General features: G+C 73.8%; 9 protein-coding genes. 5 read left to right on the top strand and 4 right to left on the bottom strand.

The genetic code is table 11. From position 1 onward, the window contains the following. Positions 1-4: 4 nt before the first annotated feature. The 4 genes from sbnA to ACZ7L7_RS17360 are packed head-to-tail and all read left to right on the top strand — an operon-like array spanning position 5 to position 3,906. Positions 5-1,009, top strand: coding sequence for a 2,3-diaminopropionate biosynthesis protein SbnA (gene sbnA / locus ACZ7L7_RS17375; protein ID WP_285513398.1), 1,005 nt, complete (start codon positions 5-7; stop codon positions 1,007-1,009). A gap of 37 nt (positions 1,010-1,046) precedes the next feature. Beyond that, positions 1,047-2,633 carry a phosphoglycerate dehydrogenase gene (gene serA / locus ACZ7L7_RS17370; RefSeq protein ID WP_285513399.1) on the top strand — a complete coding sequence of 529 codons (1,587 nt, stop codon included), beginning with the start codon at positions 1,047-1,049 and terminating at the stop codon, positions 2,631-2,633. After that, entirely contained in the window at positions 2,630-3,124 is a 495-nt protein-coding gene (locus ACZ7L7_RS17365; RefSeq protein ID WP_285513400.1) for a YbaK/EbsC family protein, read from the top strand. Before serA ends, ACZ7L7_RS17365 begins: the two co-directional genes overlap by 4 nt. Beyond that, complete coding sequence (locus ACZ7L7_RS17360) at positions 3,121-3,906, top strand: thioesterase II family protein (RefSeq protein ID WP_285513401.1); 786 nt, start codon at positions 3,121-3,123, stop codon at positions 3,904-3,906. The genes ACZ7L7_RS17365 and ACZ7L7_RS17360 overlap by 4 nt, the downstream gene beginning before the upstream one ends. A gap of 91 nt (positions 3,907-3,997) precedes the next feature. Here the strand turns inward: ACZ7L7_RS17360 and ACZ7L7_RS17355 are convergent, their stop codons facing one another. The 4 genes from ACZ7L7_RS17355 to ACZ7L7_RS17340 all read right to left on the bottom strand — a co-directional run bounded on the left by ACZ7L7_RS17355 (position 3,998) and on the right by ACZ7L7_RS17340 (position 15,168). Further along, a complete protein-coding gene (locus ACZ7L7_RS17355; RefSeq protein WP_285513402.1) occupies positions 3,998-6,253 on the bottom strand; it encodes a UvrD-helicase domain-containing protein in 2,256 nt (751 codons plus the stop codon). Then, a complete protein-coding gene (locus ACZ7L7_RS17350) occupies positions 6,250-13,212 on the bottom strand; it encodes a DEAD/DEAH box helicase (RefSeq protein ID WP_472076344.1) in 6,963 nt (2,320 codons plus the stop codon). The genes ACZ7L7_RS17355 and ACZ7L7_RS17350 overlap by 4 nt, the downstream gene beginning before the upstream one ends. Before the next feature lie 112 nt (positions 13,213-13,324). Then, a complete protein-coding gene (locus tag ACZ7L7_RS17345; RefSeq protein ID WP_285513404.1) occupies positions 13,325-13,954 on the bottom strand; it encodes a hypothetical protein in 630 nt (209 codons plus the stop codon). Next, positions 13,951-15,168 (bottom strand): AAA family ATPase, encoded by a 1,218-nt coding sequence (locus ACZ7L7_RS17340; protein WP_285513405.1) that lies wholly within the window; start codon positions 15,166-15,168, stop codon positions 13,951-13,953. The genes ACZ7L7_RS17345 and ACZ7L7_RS17340 overlap by 4 nt, the downstream gene beginning before the upstream one ends. A 293-nt stretch (positions 15,169-15,461) precedes the next feature. Between ACZ7L7_RS17340 and ACZ7L7_RS17335 the strand changes: the two genes are divergently transcribed. Then, positions 15,462-16,517 (top strand): beta family protein, encoded by a 1,056-nt coding sequence (locus ACZ7L7_RS17335; protein WP_453602489.1) that lies wholly within the window; start codon positions 15,462-15,464, stop codon positions 16,515-16,517. Positions 16,518-16,532 lie beyond the last annotated feature (15 nt).

The raw sequence follows: 16,532 nt of genomic DNA, 5'->3' as shown, positions 1-16,532 counted from the left end.
TCACGTGACGGTCGTCACCGCTCCCTACGAGATCAACGCCGACGACGTCTTCGTCGACCTGGAGCCCGTCTTCGGCGTCCCCCTCCACGTCAAGTACGAAGGGCTCAACCCGGCCGGCTCCGTCAAGCTCAAGGCCGCCCTGGAGATGGTCCTCGCCGCCGAACGCGACGGCGTCCTCGGCCCCGGCGCCGTGCTCGTGGAGTCCTCCTCGGGCAACCTCGGCGTGGCCCTCGCCATGATCGCCGCGCACCGGGGGTACGACTTCGTCTGCGTCACCGACTCCCGGTGCAACCCGGCGACCCGCCGGCTGATGGAGTCCTTCGGCGCCCGGGTCCTCGTCATCTCCAGACCCGACAAGGAGCGCGGTCTGCTCGGCGCCCGCATCGACTACGTGCGGCGCCTGGTCGACTTCGACCCCAACTACGTCTGGCTCAACCAGTACGTCAACCCGCACAACTGGCTGGCGCACTACCGCAGCACCGCGCCCGCCATCGCCGCCGAGTTCCCCGAACTCGACGTCCTGTTCGTCGGCGCCGGCACCACCGGGACCCTGATGGGCTGTGCCCGCTTCTTCCGCGAGCGCGAGCGGCCGGTGCGCGTCGTGGCCGTCGACAGCATCGGCTCCGTCACCTTCGGCGGCCCCGCCGCACCCCGGCACATCCCCGGCCTCGGCGCGGGCGTCCGGCCCCCGATGCTCGACGACGACCTCGTCGACGAGGTCGTGATGGTGCCCGAGCGGGACACCCTGGAGAGCTGCCACGCCATGGCCCGGCAGGGCTTCCTGTTCGGCGGCTCCACCGGGACCGTGGTCAGCGGCGCGCTGCGCTGGCTGGCCGGCCGGCCCCGCGGCGAACGGCTCACCGCGGTCGCCCTCTCCCCGGACCAGGGCGACCGCTACCTCGACACGGTCTACGACCCCGCGTGGGTGCAGCGGCACTTCGGCGCCCCGCACACCTGGGACGCGGCCGGCCCGCAGAAGGAACTGGAACCGGCCGTCGGCGCCGGCTGAGCCGGTGTGCGCCCTCGTCAGACAAGGAACCCACGCCATGCACAAGCCAGTCGTACTGATCGCCGAGGAACTGTCCCCCGCCACCGTGGACGCCCTCGGCCCCGACTTCGAGATCCGGTACTGCGAGGGCGCCGACCGCGCCGCGCTGCTCGCCGCCCTGCCCGGCGCCGACGCGGTCCTGGTGCGCAGCGCCACCCGGATGGACGCGCGGGCCATCGCGGCGGGCGACCGGCTGAGGGTGATCGGCCGGGCCGGGGTGGGCCTGGACAACGTGGACGTGACCGCGGCGTCCCGGGCCGGTGTGACGGTCGTCAACGCCCCCGCCTCGAACATCGTCAGCGCCGCCGAGCTCACCGTCGGCCTGCTGCTGGCCGTCGCCCGCAACATCCCTGGGGCCGACGCCGCGCTGAGGAACGGACAGTGGCAGCGCGGCCGCTTCACCGGCGTCGAACTCGCCGACAAGACACTGGGCATTCTCGGCCTGGGCCGCATCGGCAGCCTGGTGGCCCGCAGGGCGGCCGCGTTCGGGATGCGGCTGCTCGCCCACGACCCGTACGTGCCGGCGGCGAGCGCCGAACGGGTCGGGGCGCGCATGGTCGGCCTGGACGAACTGCTGGAGAACTCCGACTTCCTGACGGTGCATCTGCCCAGGACGCCGGAGACGACGGGGCTCATCGGCTTCGACGCCCTGCAGCGGGTGCGGCCCGGTGTCCGCATCGTCAACGCGGCCCGGGGCGGCATCGTCGACGAGGCGGAGCTGTACGCGGCGCTCAAGGAAGGCCGCGTCGCGGCGGCCGGTATCGACGTCTTCGCGACCGAACCCTGCGTCTCCTCACCGCTGTTCGAACTGGACAACGTGGTCGTCACCCCGCACCTGGGGGCCGGCACCCACGAGGCGCAGGAACGCGCCGGGGTGTCGGTGGCGCGCTCGGTGCGCCAGGCGCTGTCCGGCAGGTTCGTCCCGGAGGCGGTGAACGTGCGGCTCGGCGAGGTGGACGCCGAGCTGGACCCCTGGCTGGACCTGACCGAACACCTGGGCAGGCTGTTCACCGCCACCGCCGGAGGCCTGCCCGCCCGGCTGCGGGTGACCGTGCGGGGCGAGATCACCCGCCACGACGTCACGGCCCTGCGGCTCGCCGCCGTCAAGGGCGTCCTCGACTCCGTCGTCGAGGGCGGTGTGGCCTACGTCAACGCCGCCCTGCACGCCGACGAGCGCGGCCTGGTGACCGAGCTGGTGACCGCCGCCGACAGCGCCGAGCACCGCAGCCTGGTGCGGATCGAGGGCACCCTGCCCTCCGGCGGGCCGGTCTCCGTCTCCGGGACCCTGACCGGGTACCGGTCCGGCCGGCGCCTGGTGGAGATCGGCGGCCACGACACCGACATCCCCCTCACCGGCCCGCTCGCCTTCCTCCTCGCGCCCGACGGCCCCGACCTGATCACCGGGCTGGGCCGGATGCTCGCCGACGCCGGGGCCCGCGTGGACGCCCTGCGGCTGGCCCGCCGCGCCGACGGCCCCGCCCTGGTCGCCCTGTCCCTCGGCGCGCCGCTCGACCCCGGCGTCCTGCACGACGCCGCCGTCCGCGTGGACGCCCACCGCGCCTGGAGCCTGGAGCCGGCCGGATGACGGCGTACGAGTGGCTGATGGAGCAACTGGAGTGCGGGCAGGCCCGGTTCCGGGTCATCGACCACGCCCCGGAGGGTCACACCGAACGGGCCAGCCGACTGCGGCAGCACGCCCTGGCCCAGGCCGCCAAGTGCGTGGTGGTGCGGGTGGCGACCGGCCGCCGCTCCCGCCGGTACGTGCTGGCCGTGGTGCCCGGCGACCGGCGGGTGGACCTAGACGGCCTGTGCGGCATGTACGGCGGATCGAAGGCCGCGTTCGCGGCGCGCGACGTCGCCGAGCGGCTGGCGGGCAGCGTCAGCGGTTCGGTGATGCCCTTCGCCCGCCATCCGGACCTGGAACTGGTCGTGGACCCGGACCTGCTGGTCCACGACGAGATCTTCTTCAACGCCGCCCGGCTCGACCGCTCGGTGGCCCTGGACACCGCGGACTACCTGGCGCTCGCCCGTCCCCGGGTGGAGCCCATCGCCCAGCACGGAAGGAACACCAGATGAGCCTCCACACCGGACCTTCCGCACCGTCCGTGGCCCCGGAGCAGTGGTTCAAGCGGCACGCCCGTACGTCCACCCCCCGGCGGCGGCTGCTGGTGCTGCCGCATGCCGGCGGTTCGGCGAGCTTCTTCCACGGCTGGGGCACCGCCTTCGACGACGACACCGAGGTCCTGGTCGCCCGCTACCCCGGCCGGCACGACCGGCTCACCGAGGCCTGCATCGACCGTATGGAGGTGCTCGCCGAGCAGGTCACCGAGGCACTGCTGCCGTTGCTCGACGTGCCCGTGACGCTGTTCGGCCACAGCATGGGTGCCTCCCTCGCCTACGAGACGGCGCTGCGGCTGACCCGGCGGCACGGGGTGAGCCCGGCGGCGCTGCACGTCTCCAGCCGCAAGGCGCCGCACCGGCTCACCCCGCGCCCGCTGCACGAGGCGGGCGACGAGGCGCTGATCGCGGAGGTCCGCCGGCTCGGGGGCACCGACGAGGCGCTGCTGGCCGATCCGGACCTGCGCGAGATCGTGCTGCCCGCGATCCGCGCCGACTTCACCGTCGTCGGCACCTACGGCCCGCGCCCCGCCGACCCCGTCGGCTGCCCCGTCCACGCGTACATCGGGGACCGGGACCCGTCGATCACCGTCGAGGACATGTCCGCCTGGTCCGACGTGGCCCCCCGTGGCTTCACCCTGGACGTGTTCGACGGCGGCCACTTCTACCTGACCGAGCGGCAGCGGCTCCTGACGGACGCGGTGTCCTCCCGGATGACCGGCCGCACCGGGGCGGAGTGATCGCGGAGAACGCCCGGGGCGCCCGACCACGACTTCGGCGAGGACTGACGGGCGGACGTGCCGCCCGGCGCCGCCCGTTCCGAAGCGGCCGTCACCCGGTGCCGTGTTCCTGTTCCGTCCACGTGTGGTCGAGGAACCGGCTGCGGGGCTCGTGCCAGAAGATGTCCACGCTGTCGCGGGCCCGGGTCGCGGCGACGAAGAGGAGGGATCTGGCACGGCGCAGCTCGTGCCGGTAGCGCAGGGGGTCGCGGGTGCGGAGGTCGTTCAGTTCCGCGCGGGGGACGAGGCCGTCGGTCACGCCTGCGATGATCATGCGCTGGTACTCCAGGCCCTTGAAGCGGAACATGGTGCCGATGTGCACCCCGCCGGAGCCGTTGGGGCCGTCGGAGCGGATCTCCACGGAGCCGATGCCGCGCAGCTTCAGGGTGTGGGCCAGCTCCGTCGCCATCCGGTTGGTCGGGACGCACACCGCGATCTGCTCGTGCGAGACGGGCCCGTCCGGGTCCGCGTCCCACCGCGCGATGAGCGCGGCCACGCCCTCCCGTTCCGCCTCCCAGTCCGGGAAGGGGTGCCCGGCGGGGGAGCCGCCGCTGAGCACGGACCGGTATCCGGCGAGCGTCTCCGTGCCGCCGTCGAGGTCGTCGTAGGACGACTCGCCCAGGAAGCCCAGGGCCGAGCGCAGGATCTGACGTGTGGTGCGGTAGCTGAGGGTCAGCTTCGTGGACCGGCCCCGGATGTTGACGCCCAGGCTGCCCAGGGTCACCTGGTTCCGGTAGATCCGCTGATGGGTGTCGCCCACCAGGAACAGGTCGTCCGAGGTGCGCGGCGCCATGGCGCGCAGCATCTTCCAGTGGGCGGGGCGCAGGTCCTGGGCCTCGTCCACCACGATGTGGCGGTAGCGGTACCGCGCACGGGCGCCCGAGGCGTCGGGTCCGGGGAGGTCCCCGTCCTCCTGCTGCCGGGCCAGGTCCAGGATGCGCTGTTCGCGGCCCATCTCCAGGCGGGCCGCGCGTTCCGCCACCTGGTCCCAGGTCTGGACGCCGAGCCGGTCGAGCCGCTGGGTGAAGCGTTCGGCGAGCTGCCAGATCTCCGCCCGTTCGCCGCGCCCGATGCTTCTGCCGCGGCCGGCCCGCCGGGCGCGGAAGTAGTCGGTGCGGTTGCCGACCGCCTGGCCGAGGATGACCTGGGTCCACTCCTCGTGCAGGAACTCCGGGTCCCAGTTCTCCTCGCCCAGTTCGTCCAGCAGCGCCCGCCACTCGCGTACGGCCTGTCCGTCGTCGACGGTCTGCTTGCCGTCGCCGGGCTCGGCCTCGCGGACGACGCGCAGGGCGAGTTGGTCGACGTGGCTGACGTCGACCCGGCCGAGCAGTTCCTCGCCGCCCAGCTCCAGCAGCCGGGAGCGCAGGTCGGCGGCGAGGTTCTTGTTGTAGGTGGTCAGCAGGACCGGCTTGTCGCGCCCGGGCGGGAGCTGCCGCACGAGGTGCCGCACCCGGTGCAGGGCGACGACCGTCTTGCCGGTGCCGGGTCCGCCGCCGACTCTGGCCGGGCCGCTGTAGCGGCGCTCGACGAGCCTGGCCTGGGTCGGGTGCAGGAAGCTCTTCCAGCGGCCGAAGTCGCCGCTCTCCAGGGCCGCCCGCAGGTCCTCGTCCGTCGTGGTGACGACGGTCGCCGGACGCTTCGCCGCCGCCGCGAAGTCCTCCGGGTCGACCGGTTCGCCGGCCGCCACCGGCCTGGTCACCCGTTCGAGCACGTCGTCGTACGACGCCCCGTCGAACAGCGCGATCAGCACCTCTCCGGTCAACTGCGGCGCGTACTCGACGAGTCCGAGCAACTGCTCCTCGGTGGTGAGTTCGCGGATGACGGGCAGCAGGGGTTCCGCGACGCCGAGGTCGGAGAGCTGACGGTCGCTCCAGGCCGCGAACAGCGGCTCGGGCCGCTGGGGGGCGGCCACCGGCCCAGGGGCGTCCGCGGCCGGGGCCGGCATGCCGGGCAGGCGGCCCAGGAGGCTGTCCTCGACCACTTCCAGATCGACGTACTCGATGCCGCCGGTGACCTGGTTGACCGCGTACGAGAGCCGGTTGTACACGTCCTTGCGGTGTTTGACGGAGACGATCAGCCAGTCGTCCTCGGCGAGACGCAGCAGCAGGGCCCGGTACTCGTCGTTGACGCGTGCGGACCACAGCCGCTGGTCGCCCTTGAGGCGCTGGAGCTTCAGGCCCGTGGTGTTCGGGTTCGTCCGGAACTTGTGCTGGAAGTCGAAGAAGGCGCCCTTGACCGCGCGGGGGAGCCTGAGGATCTCCTTGTCGGCCCGGTCGAGCAGGCGCAGGGTGACGCCTGAGGTGGTCATCGCTTCCGTCCCCCGTCGGTGTCCGTGTCCGTGTCCGTGTTCGTGTCCTCGTCCCGGCCGCCGAGCCGGGCGATGAGGTCCGCCCCGTCCCAGTCGGCCGCCGTGCGGACCGTCCAGCCCGCCGCCGTGAACGCGCGTTCCTGGTCCTGCGCCTCGTAGTCCGGCTCGTCGCCGTTCGGGCGGGGAGCCCGCACTACGCCGACCCGGGCGTGCGGCCAGGCCAGTTCGGCCTGCCAGCCGTGGCCGTCGAGTTCGTACCCGTCGCGCGGCACCGGAACTCCGCCGGCGGCCAGCGCCTGAGCGAGCGCGGCCAGCCCCGGCTCCTCCGGGTCGAGCAGTTCGATGACCCGGTCCCAGCCCGGGGCCCGCCGGTGGTCCGTGTCCCCGCGCACCTCCGCCGGTGCCGGTTCCCGCTCCGCCGTCCGGTCCCCGGTGACCGCGGGGACGGCCGGTACGGCGGTGACTCCCGCCGCCACGGGCTCCTCGGCGGGCCGGTGGACCGGGAGGCGGGAGGACGACAGCCAGCCCTCCCCGCCGGTCACGGCGAGCACGTCCGGCTGGAAGCCGTCGAGCATGCCCGTGGTGAGCTGCGCGCTGTCACCGCCGCCGTGCTCCAGGAACTGCAGCACATTGCCCCACCACAGCCAGGCGCGCCAGCGCCGCTTGTGGGCCCGCCCGTCCGCCAGGGCCGCGTCGCTGTCGTCCAGGACGGCCAGCCCCGTCCACACGGGCGGGGTGCGCCTGCCGTCGGCGGCCAGCACCAGGCGGCAGCCCGACACGTCGGCGCCGTGCAGCAGCCGGACCGGCCCGGGGCCCCCGGCGGGCGCGTTCCCGCGCAGCGCCTCCCGGATGCCCGCCGCGGCCTGCGGGCCGGTGAGGGCGCCCGCGCGCACCCCGTCCGCCCCGCTCATCCCGGCGGCCACCGCCTCCGCCCGCCGCCGCCAGCGCTCGGGGTCGGGCGTGCGCAGGTAGGCCAGGAGCGTACGGGCCGGGTTGACCCACATCGTCTCGGCCAGTTCGCCGGGCAGCCCGCGGCCCACCCGGTCGTAGTAGTCGCGGGCACGCTGCCGGGCGGTGGGGCCGTACGGCGTCCAGACGCCCGCGTCCGCGCCGGTCCCCGCGTATCCGGTGTCGTCGATCCGGCGCCGCCACGCCATCACGTCGTGGTAGGTCAGCTGGAACACCCGCAGTCCCTCGGCCCGCAGCCGGGTGCGTTTCACGGCGTCGTCCGCGAGCCGGTTGTGCTCGGGCGTGGCGTGGTACGCGTAGCCGTCGAGGTACAGCGCGACGCGGGGGCCGGGGGAGTCCAGCCGCTCCAGGAGTATGTCGGGCCGGGTGCCGCCCAGCGCCCGCTGCTGGGAGACGCGCCAGCTCACCGTGGACCCGTCCGGCGCCGTCAGCCTGAGGTCCAGGGCGTAGGTGCCCGCCGAAGTGGTGTAGGCGTCCGCCGCGGCCCTGGCCTCCGGCAGCTTCGCCCAGTCCCGCAGTGTCTCGACGAACAGCACCTCCAGGTCGCTCTCGGCCTGGCGCTGGAGCGGGATGTCCTGAGTGGTCGTCACCCGTGAGGTGCGCCAGCGTTCCCCGTCGGCGCCGAGCAGTTCGTCCAGCATCTGCCGGACCTCGTTGCGGCTGACCCGGTCGTAGTCGGCGGCCGGCACCCGGCGCAGCAGGCAGCGGTGGCAGCCGTCCATGCCCTTCTCCTGGCACGGGCAGTGCTCGATGACCTGGCGTGCCTGGAGCAGCACCTCCCGGAAGCCGTCCGCGGAGGCCAGCCGGTGCAGGTATCCGGTGCCGCCCGGCAGCCGGTCGTAGACGACCAGGAACCGCCGGGGCCAGTGGTCCTCGGAGTCGCCCGCGTTGTCGGGCATGGTCGCCTCGGCGATGTCGATGTGGTCGGGGTCGCCGCCGTAGCGGGCGGCGATCCCGGTGAACAGCACGGCGGTGAACGACGCCAGGCGCTCCCTGACCCGGGCCACCGAGGCGGGCAGCAGGATGCGGACGGCCTCGGTGGTCAGCTCGTGGGCCAGCAGCAGCGGCACGTCCCGGCCCGCGTCCTTCCCCGCGGCCGTGGCCGCCGTGGCCGCCGCGGCGCCGCGCAGCCGGCGGCGCGGGCACCACAGCAGGTGGTGCGCCGAGGTGGGGGCGCTGGTCGCGGCGGAGTCGGTGAGCGCGTGCTGGGGCACGTCCACGACCGGTTTGCCGTCCGCCGTCGCGCCGCCGCACGCGGTGCACACGTAGAACGGGTTGAGGCGGACGTCCTCCCCGGCGAGCGGCACCGTGCCGCTGCCGTCCTCGCGGTTGAGGCCCAGGTTCAGGGTCCGGACCGTGGCGTGGCGGGTGAAGTCCACGCCGAACACGGCCTCCTCGTGCCGCCACGATCCGGGCACGATGCGGTCGGGGTCGATGTCGACGGTGGTCAGGGTGGTGTAGTGCCGTCGGTCGCGCTCGTCGCGGTCGTCGCGCACCCGGGCGTCCTCCCGCCGGTCGCGGGACAGCACGCGCCGGGGCCGCAGGACGTACTGCACGCACCCGGCGTCGGCGATCTCCCGGCCCCGGCAGCGCGGACAGGGCGTCGTGTCGCGCTCGGCGTTCTCGGTGCGCACATAGCCGCAGGAGGGGCACAGCCGCCACACCGACCAGGCGCGCCGGTCGGGCCCGCCGATGTCGAGGGCGCGCACCACATGCCGGTAGCCGTTGACGTAGAAGCTGTTGCCGGGGGCGAGTTCGGTCAGGGCGAGGGCGCTGGACCGCTCGTAGTCGCGGGTCTCGCTGCGGTACACCTTGGCGCGCCCCGGCGCGCCGGACGGGCGGCCCCCCTCGTCGGGCGGGTCCTCGTCCTCGTCGGGTGTCTCCGTCCAGTAGAGGGTGGCCTCCAAGCGGGTGGTGGTGTCCGTCAGGCTGTAGTTGGGCAGCAGGCCGAGGTCCACCAGGGTGGCGTGCGCGGAGGACTGGCTCAGTTCCCGCAGCAGGTCACCGGCGGCCCGGCGTTCGGCCAGCAGTTCGCGCCGCTCCCGGTCCTGGGTGTCGTCGGAGCGGGCGAGCTGCCCGGCCGCCTCGTCGATGGCCGCGATCCTGCGGCGCACCTCCTCGCGCCGTCCGGTCCAGTCCTCCTCCGCCTCCTGGAGTGCCCGGACGATCCCGCCGGTCGCGTACGCGCGCAGCTCGTCCGCCGCGTGCTGGGAGACGCCTTCCGCGTCGGAGTCCGCGCCCTTCTCGGTGGGGAACAGCGCGAGGAACTCCTCCACCAGCACCGCCCCGTGGGTCTGCGCGGCGTCCGCGAGGTCCTGGCACCAGCCGCCGGTGCCGAACAGGGCGGACGACAGCCGGGGCACGGGGGCCAGGGGCTCGCCGTCCGAGGTCCGCAGCTCCCCGCGGGCCGCCAGGTCCAGCAGCCGGGCGGTGTACTGGCGGCGCAGGATCTCCACGGCCGACAGGTAGCAGCCCGGCGGCAGGATGGTCCCGGCGATCATTTCGCGCGGCTGGTCCAGGTAGTACAGGTCGCGGGCCCGCCGTCCGCCGAACGCGACGACCAGCGCGTTGCCCGTGCGCCGTCCGGCCCGCCCCGCCCGCTGCACGTAGTGGGCGGGACCGGCGGGCAGGGAGCCGAGCAGGACGGCCGACAGGTCGCCGATGTCGATGCCGAGTTCCAGGGTGGGGGTGCACGACAGGACGTTGGGGTCGGTGTAGTGCGTGCCCGCCTTGAAGGCGCGTTCGACGCGCTCGCGTTCGGGGCGGCTGAGCATGCCGGTGTGTTCGGCCGTCACGACGCGGAACGTGCCGCCCGTCAGATACAGGTGGCGGTAGTAGTCGCGCCGGTAGTCCCGTTCCACCGACCGGCCGGGGCGGGAGAAGTCGCCCGCGGTGGTGTACGGATCGGGCTGCGGCGCGGTCAGCCGCCCCCGGCACCGGTAGCGGGGGCACGGGTGCCCGTACCAGCGGGTGCGCCGCTCGGGGACGACGACCTGCTGCCAGCCGCAGTCCTCGCAGGCGACGAAGGCCTTGTTGACGACGGCGTCGTCGAGCAGCCGCACCTGGATGTGCCCGGGCTGCAGCCCGTACACCCGGGTCTGCCGGTCGCGCGTGGCCCGCGCCGACAGCACACCGGCGTCGGCGAGATGGGGCAGCAGTCTGCGCAGGTACTCCGTCGCCCCGGCGGCGTCCAGCCCCAGGCACCGGCGCGTCCAGTCCTGGTACCAGCCGAGCCGTCCGGTGACCGCGTCGAACTCGGAGCCGTCCTTCTGCCCGTCCAGCAGGAACCGGGGCGGAGCGACACCCTCGGGAAAGGCGGGCATGCCGTCGGGTCTGCGCCCGGAGATGAGGTAGCGGCTGGTGCCGGCCTCCTTGATCCAGGTCTCCAGCCAGTGGTGGCGCACCGCGCCGCGCAGCCGCAGCCGCTCCAACAGGCCCCGGATGTAGGCGAGATAGCGCTCGGGCGTGGGCAGCCCGCCCGGGGCCGTCAGCTGGCCGGGCAGCGCCAGGTGCAGGTCCCGGGCCAGGGCGGTGACGGCGTCGGGGTCGGCCACCGTCACCTCGGCCGCCGCGGTCCGGGTCAGCTCCAGGGTGCGGCCCATCCGGCTGCGCAGCCCGAACTCCATCACCGTCGCGAAGGCCAGCCGTTCGCCGATCAGCCGCCAGGTCCGCGCGTCGCCCGTGCCGCGCCCGGACAGCAGCCGGTCCACGCCCGGCTCGTCGTGGAGGTCGGGCGGGACGACGGCGGCCAGCGCGTCGGGGTCGTCCACCGATTCCAGGACCCGCCCGATCAGGTCGTTCAGGGAGGCCGGGGCCCCGGCCTCGTCCAGGTTGTGCGCGAGCAGCGAGCGCAGCGAGAACTTGTACGAGGCGTTGGCGACGTATCCCGCCCGGTGCGCCGCGTCCTGGGTGGAGTCGTTGAACAGCAGTGTCTTGCGTTCCTCGGGGACGAGCGCGATGTCGCCGCCGGTGAACAGCTGGGTGATGGTCGCCGAGGCGAGGGCCGCCTGGGCGGTGCCGAGGAAGCGGATGCTGTTGTCGGTGTGGCAGGCCGGGCACCGGTCGTCCTTCGCCGCCCGGTCGGCGCTCTTGCGGTCGAGCACGGCCAGCGCGAACCAGGCGTCGACCAGCTCCCCGTCGTCCGCGGGCGTGGGCGGCCGGTAGGTGGCCCGCGCGCCGTCCAGGACGACGACGGACAGCGGGTCGACGCCCCCGTCCGAGGGCCGGGCGCCGGTCAGCGCGTCCAGGGTCCGCTGCCGTTCGCCGGGGGTGGCGGCGATGAAGTAGCGCAGGCGCCGTTTGTCGCGGCCGACCGCCGCCCGCCAGATGCGGTCCTGGGCGGTCACGAGCTGCTGCGGGTCGGCCTCCGGGGACAGCGCCGCCCAGCCGGAGCGCCCGCAGTTGCGGCAGTAGACGGCCGGCAGGTGCACCTGCGCGGGGCGCGGGGCGCTGTCGGCGCCCGGCAGGGGCTGCGGCCGGCGGCTCGACGCGTACGACGGCACGCTGCCGGAGGAGTCGTCGGCGCCGTCCTCGTCGGGCGGCGCGGCGTTCAGCGCGGCCCGGCGCGCGGCGGTGCGGTCGTCCTCGTACCAGCGGAACTCCGGCGCCGGGCCGACGCCGCGCAGCACCCGGGTCACGGGCCGTACCCACAGATGCGCCTCGATGTGCAGCAGCGGCCGGGGAGCGCGTTCGTCGGAGTCCGGGTCGCGGGCGGCGGACAGCAGCGCCACGAACCGGGACAGCGCCTGGAGCGCCAGCCGCGGGTTCTCCCGCGCGGTGCGGCCCCAGGAGTAGCCGAACCGGCCCAGCCGGTCCCGCAGCGTCCACTCGTCGAGGGGCTCGCCGTCGAGCAGTGACAGCACACCGAGGGTGAAGTCGTGCCGCTTCAGCAGCCGTCCGACCCGGAAGGCGTCCAGGCCGCTGCGGCCCAGCAGCCGGGTGGCGAGCGCGTCCAGGTCCAGCAGGTCGGGCCGGGCCTCCACGTCCGCCCCGCCGGACACCGCGACGACCTCCTGCGGGCCCGGCGGTTCGGGCAGCTCGTAGTCGACGGTGCCGGTGAACTCGTCCGGGGTCATCCGCTCCTCGCCGATGACCGCGTCCGCCGGGAACGGCATGCCGAAGACCCGCGCCGCCACGTCCAGGACGCCCCCGGCCTCCTTGTCCGGCGCGCCCTCGCCGAGGGTTGCCGAGGTCGCCACCGGGCAGATCGCGCCCAGGGGCCGGCCGGGCCGGGCCGCCCCGGTGGCGGCGGCGAGCCTGCGCAGCAGCATCGCCACGTCGGTGCCCTGCGCGCCGTCGTAGGTGTGGAACTCGTCCAGGACGACGTACGCGGGCTCGGACCCCTCCCACAGGGTCCGGTCCTCGCCGCGCTGGAGCAGCAGGTCGAGCATCTTGTAGTTGGTGATCAGCACATCGGGCGGCGTCAGGCGCATCTCCTCGCGCCGTGTCATCACCCGCCGGAAGTCGGTGTCGGGCCGGTCGCCGATGTACAGACCCGCCGTCACCTGGGCCAGCTCCGGGCGCGCCAGGTACTCGGCGATGCGTCCCGCCTGGTCGGTGGCGAGGGCGTTCATCGGGTAGAGCAGCACCGCCTTGACCCCGCGCGCCCCCTCGGCCTTCCGGCGGCGGCAGTGGTCCAGTACGGGGATCAGGAAGGACTCGGTCTTGCCGGAGCCGGTGCCGGTGGTCACCAGGGTCGGCCGCGCGGGCCCGCGCAGCGTGGACAGCCGTTCCCACGCCCTGGCCTGGTGCCGCCAGGGCGTGAACCCGGGGAACCCGGCGGCCCCCTCCACGTCCTGCCGCCAGGAGTCGTCGGCGATGTGGAATGGGGTGCGGATCCTGAGATAGGGCCCGCGGAAGATGCCGGTCTCGGGGTGCCCGAGGAAGCGCTCCAGGGCGGCACGCGTGGTCTCGTCGGCAAGGGCGTACGTCGTCGTGAGGTACTGCGTCAGACTGCCGCGGAGCTGCGCGGCGGCCATGGTGGGCTTCACGACGGTCCCCCTTGCGATGGCGGTGCGCTGGTGATCGGTACCACCGTATATCCGGGGCGGGGGCGGCCCCGCCGACCCGTCGCCGGTCGGAGCCGCAGGTCAGGGGGGCCGGTTACCAGTCGGCCAGCTCGGCCACGAACTCGTCGTACGACCGGTTCTTCCCCTCGGGCCGGATGACCTTCCCGTCCGCGTCGAGCGCCTTCTCCATGATGCGCGGGGCGTGTGACTCGTCGTAGGGCGGTCTCCACGGGTGCTCCTTGAGCACCTTCTTGGGGTCGTGGACCTTGGCGAGATCGCAGCCCCGGTACCGGGGCTTGAGGACCCAGCCGGAGTTGACCTTGGTGAACGCGGAGGGGAACTGCATGAGCCAGGCCTCCGTCTCGAACGCCGCCAGCGCGACCGCGGACGGGCACGAGAAGGCGTTGCGGAGTTCGTCCTTGATGCGTGTGCGGACCTCCACGTACTTCTCCTCGTTCACCAGGTCGAGGTCCACGTGCACGACGAGTCCCGCCAGCTCCGACCGCAGCGACGCGGCCTTCACCAGCCTGCGGAGTTTGTCGATGCGCGGCGTCAGTTGCTTGTCGGCCGGTCCGAGACAGGTCTTGTCGCGGAGGTTGACGATCTTCGCGTCCGGGCGGAAGGAGCGGACGAGGTGCCACAGGACCTTCCGGTCGAAGTCGCCCTCGCCCGCGACGACTATGACGGAGTCCTTCTTCGCGCCGCCCTTTCCCCTGCCCCTCACAGCCCGCCCCCCAGCGTGTTCGCGAACCACAGTTCTCCGATGGGCATGCCTTCGGAGGCTTCGATGACCTCGCGCACCTCGTCCGGCGTGAGTGCCGGGATGCGCGACGCGCCGTCCGCGTCCCGCTCGCAGACGACGAACTCGTCCGGGGTCAGTTCACTGACGAACACGGGTGAGTGCGTGGTGACCAGGAACTGCGCCCGGCGGCTCGCCTGCCGCAGCCGGACCGCGAGCAGTTCCAGCGCGTGCGGGTGGATGCCGTGGTCGATCTCCTCGATGCAGGTGAGAGCGGGCGGTTCGGGATCGTGGAAGATCGCCAGCAGACACAGGACGCGCACCGTTCCGAAGGAGGCGTCCTCCAGCCGGGTGCGGCCCCGCAGGCCCTCTTCCTCCAGCTCGACCGAGACGTGGTCGTACGTACCCGGAGTGTCCACGACGTGGATGTCGCGGATGTGCGGGACCACCGCCCGGACGTCCTCCAGCAGCGTCTCCCAGATGTGGTGGCTGCCCTGGTCGTCCCTGATGGCACGGAGCGTCTTGAGGAAGTCGGCGAGGTTTCCGGCGTCGTCCTCCAGATGGCGTCCCGACCGGCTGATCGGGGAGGGTTCCCGGGCCTTGCGCACGTCCGGGTCGAAGACCCGGATCTCGGACAGGTGCCGCTTGATCTCCTTCACCGCGCGGCCGGTCGGGCTGCCCGTGCTCCAGGTCAGCGGCTGGTGGAGTGCGGAGGCCAGCCGGTCCAGGTCGGTGGTGTCCTTCAGACCGTCCTGCGCGAGCGGGCTCACGACGGTCGCCGCCGCGCTCTTGAGGTCGACGGAGGTCTCCGTGCCCTGCTGCGGATGCTGGGTGAACCGCTCCTGCCGGAACAGGACATGGCCGCCTGCCGGTGCGCTGCGGCGGTTGACGCTCAGTTCGTAGCGGTCGGGATGCTCCTGCGACGCGAACGGCGACCAGACGCCCTCGACCTCGATCGTCATCCGGGACGCCTGCCGGGAGCCGCCCCGGAAGGCCACGGCGTCGAAGCCGCCCCGCTGCTCCAGCGCCTTCTCGATCCCGTCCTCGCAGACGCCGCGCAGGAACTCCAGAGCGTGGAAGACGTTCGACTTGCCCGCCGCGTTGGGGCCGACCATCACGGTCAGTGGCCCGAGTGGCAGCTTCACGTCAGTGAGTGTGCGGAAGTTCCGTACCGTCAGACCGAGTATCCGGTGGTTCACGCCTCGCGCCCATCGTGGAACGGCCGGGCGCCCGCGCCCGGTCAGCGAACTGTTCGGCGCACGGCGGACGGTCCTGACGCGTGCTCCTGAGTGCCGCTCAGTTCCCCCTGTGCGTCGCCCACTTGAGGGTCCGACCACCGAGCATCACGAAGCGTACAACTTGCGTCACACCGTCACCAGGTACTCGCCCACTTCGGCCATGCGGGCCGAAAACGCCCCCTTTCCGAGTGGTCCGGAACGGACGGACTCTGGAGGGAAGGGACGCGCACGGACGGTGCCGAGGGGGAGCCGTGATGTCCGGACCGCTCTACGTTCCCGTTCTGCCCGCGAGGGCCCACGCGGCCGTGGCCCTCCGGCGGCTGCGGCCGGATATCGGCGCGGCGGTCCGGCCGCTGTGGAACGTGCCGCCGCTGCCCGGTGTGCCGCTGGAGGAGCTGGCCACGGTGGCCGGCCCGTACGTCGGCCGGGTGAGTCGCGTGAGCCGTCACGGCGGCTGGATCGACGCCCCCTTCACCGAGGACGCCCAGACCTCCGCGCTCGCCGAAGTCCTCTCTGTCTACTGCGAGTTGGGGCGGCTGAGGCCGGTCACCGGGCCGGAGCGGACCGCGGCGCAGCAGGCGGCGGCCGTGGCGACGGCCCACCGCAGCCTGCGCGGGCTCGGGGTACGGGTCAGCGTCCCGGGGGAGTGGGACGGGCGGGCCGGAGAGAAGGTACGGGCGCTGCTGGAGCGTGCCGGTCCGGACACGCCCCTGGACCTGCTGCTCGACATGGGCGCCGTCCTCGACGACCGGCCCGACGCGGGCAAGGAGGCGCTGCGGGCCCTCGACGCGCTGATGCCCCTCGCGGTCTGGCGGAGCGCGGCCCTGCTCGGCGGCGGCTTTCCGCGGGTCACCGCCGACATGCTGGAGCAGGGCCCGTGCGAGATCCCGCGGGCGGAGTGGCGCATGTGGCACGAGGTACGCGCGGCAGGGCGGGCCTACGCCCCGCTGCTCGGCTACGGCGACTACGGCGTGCAGCCCCCCGCCGCCCTCACCCAGCCCCCGGAACCCGGCAGGAAGGGCGGCCCGGCCTGGGGCACGCTCCGCTACACCACCGCCTCTTCGTACGTCGCCGTCCGGACCCTGGCCAAGGGGCCGGACCGGGTCGCCGTCAACCGCGCCGCGGCCCGCCGGATCACCGAACTGCCCGAGTTCCGGGGAGCGGCGGCGGGACCGGCCGAGGAGTGGCTGGACGACTGCGCGCGCGGCCCGCTCACGACCGGTGAGGGCACGGGCGGGTTCACGCAGTGGCTGTGGGTCGGCAACCTCCAGCACATGACGTACGTCGCCCGGAGCCTGTCCGGGGGCTGAGCAGGCCCGTGGACA

This window comes from Streptomyces sp. NPDC110618, assembly GCF_055657065.1.
The sequence above is the reverse complement of the archived record's forward strand: the minus strand, read 5'-3'. Positions and strand labels throughout refer to the sequence as shown.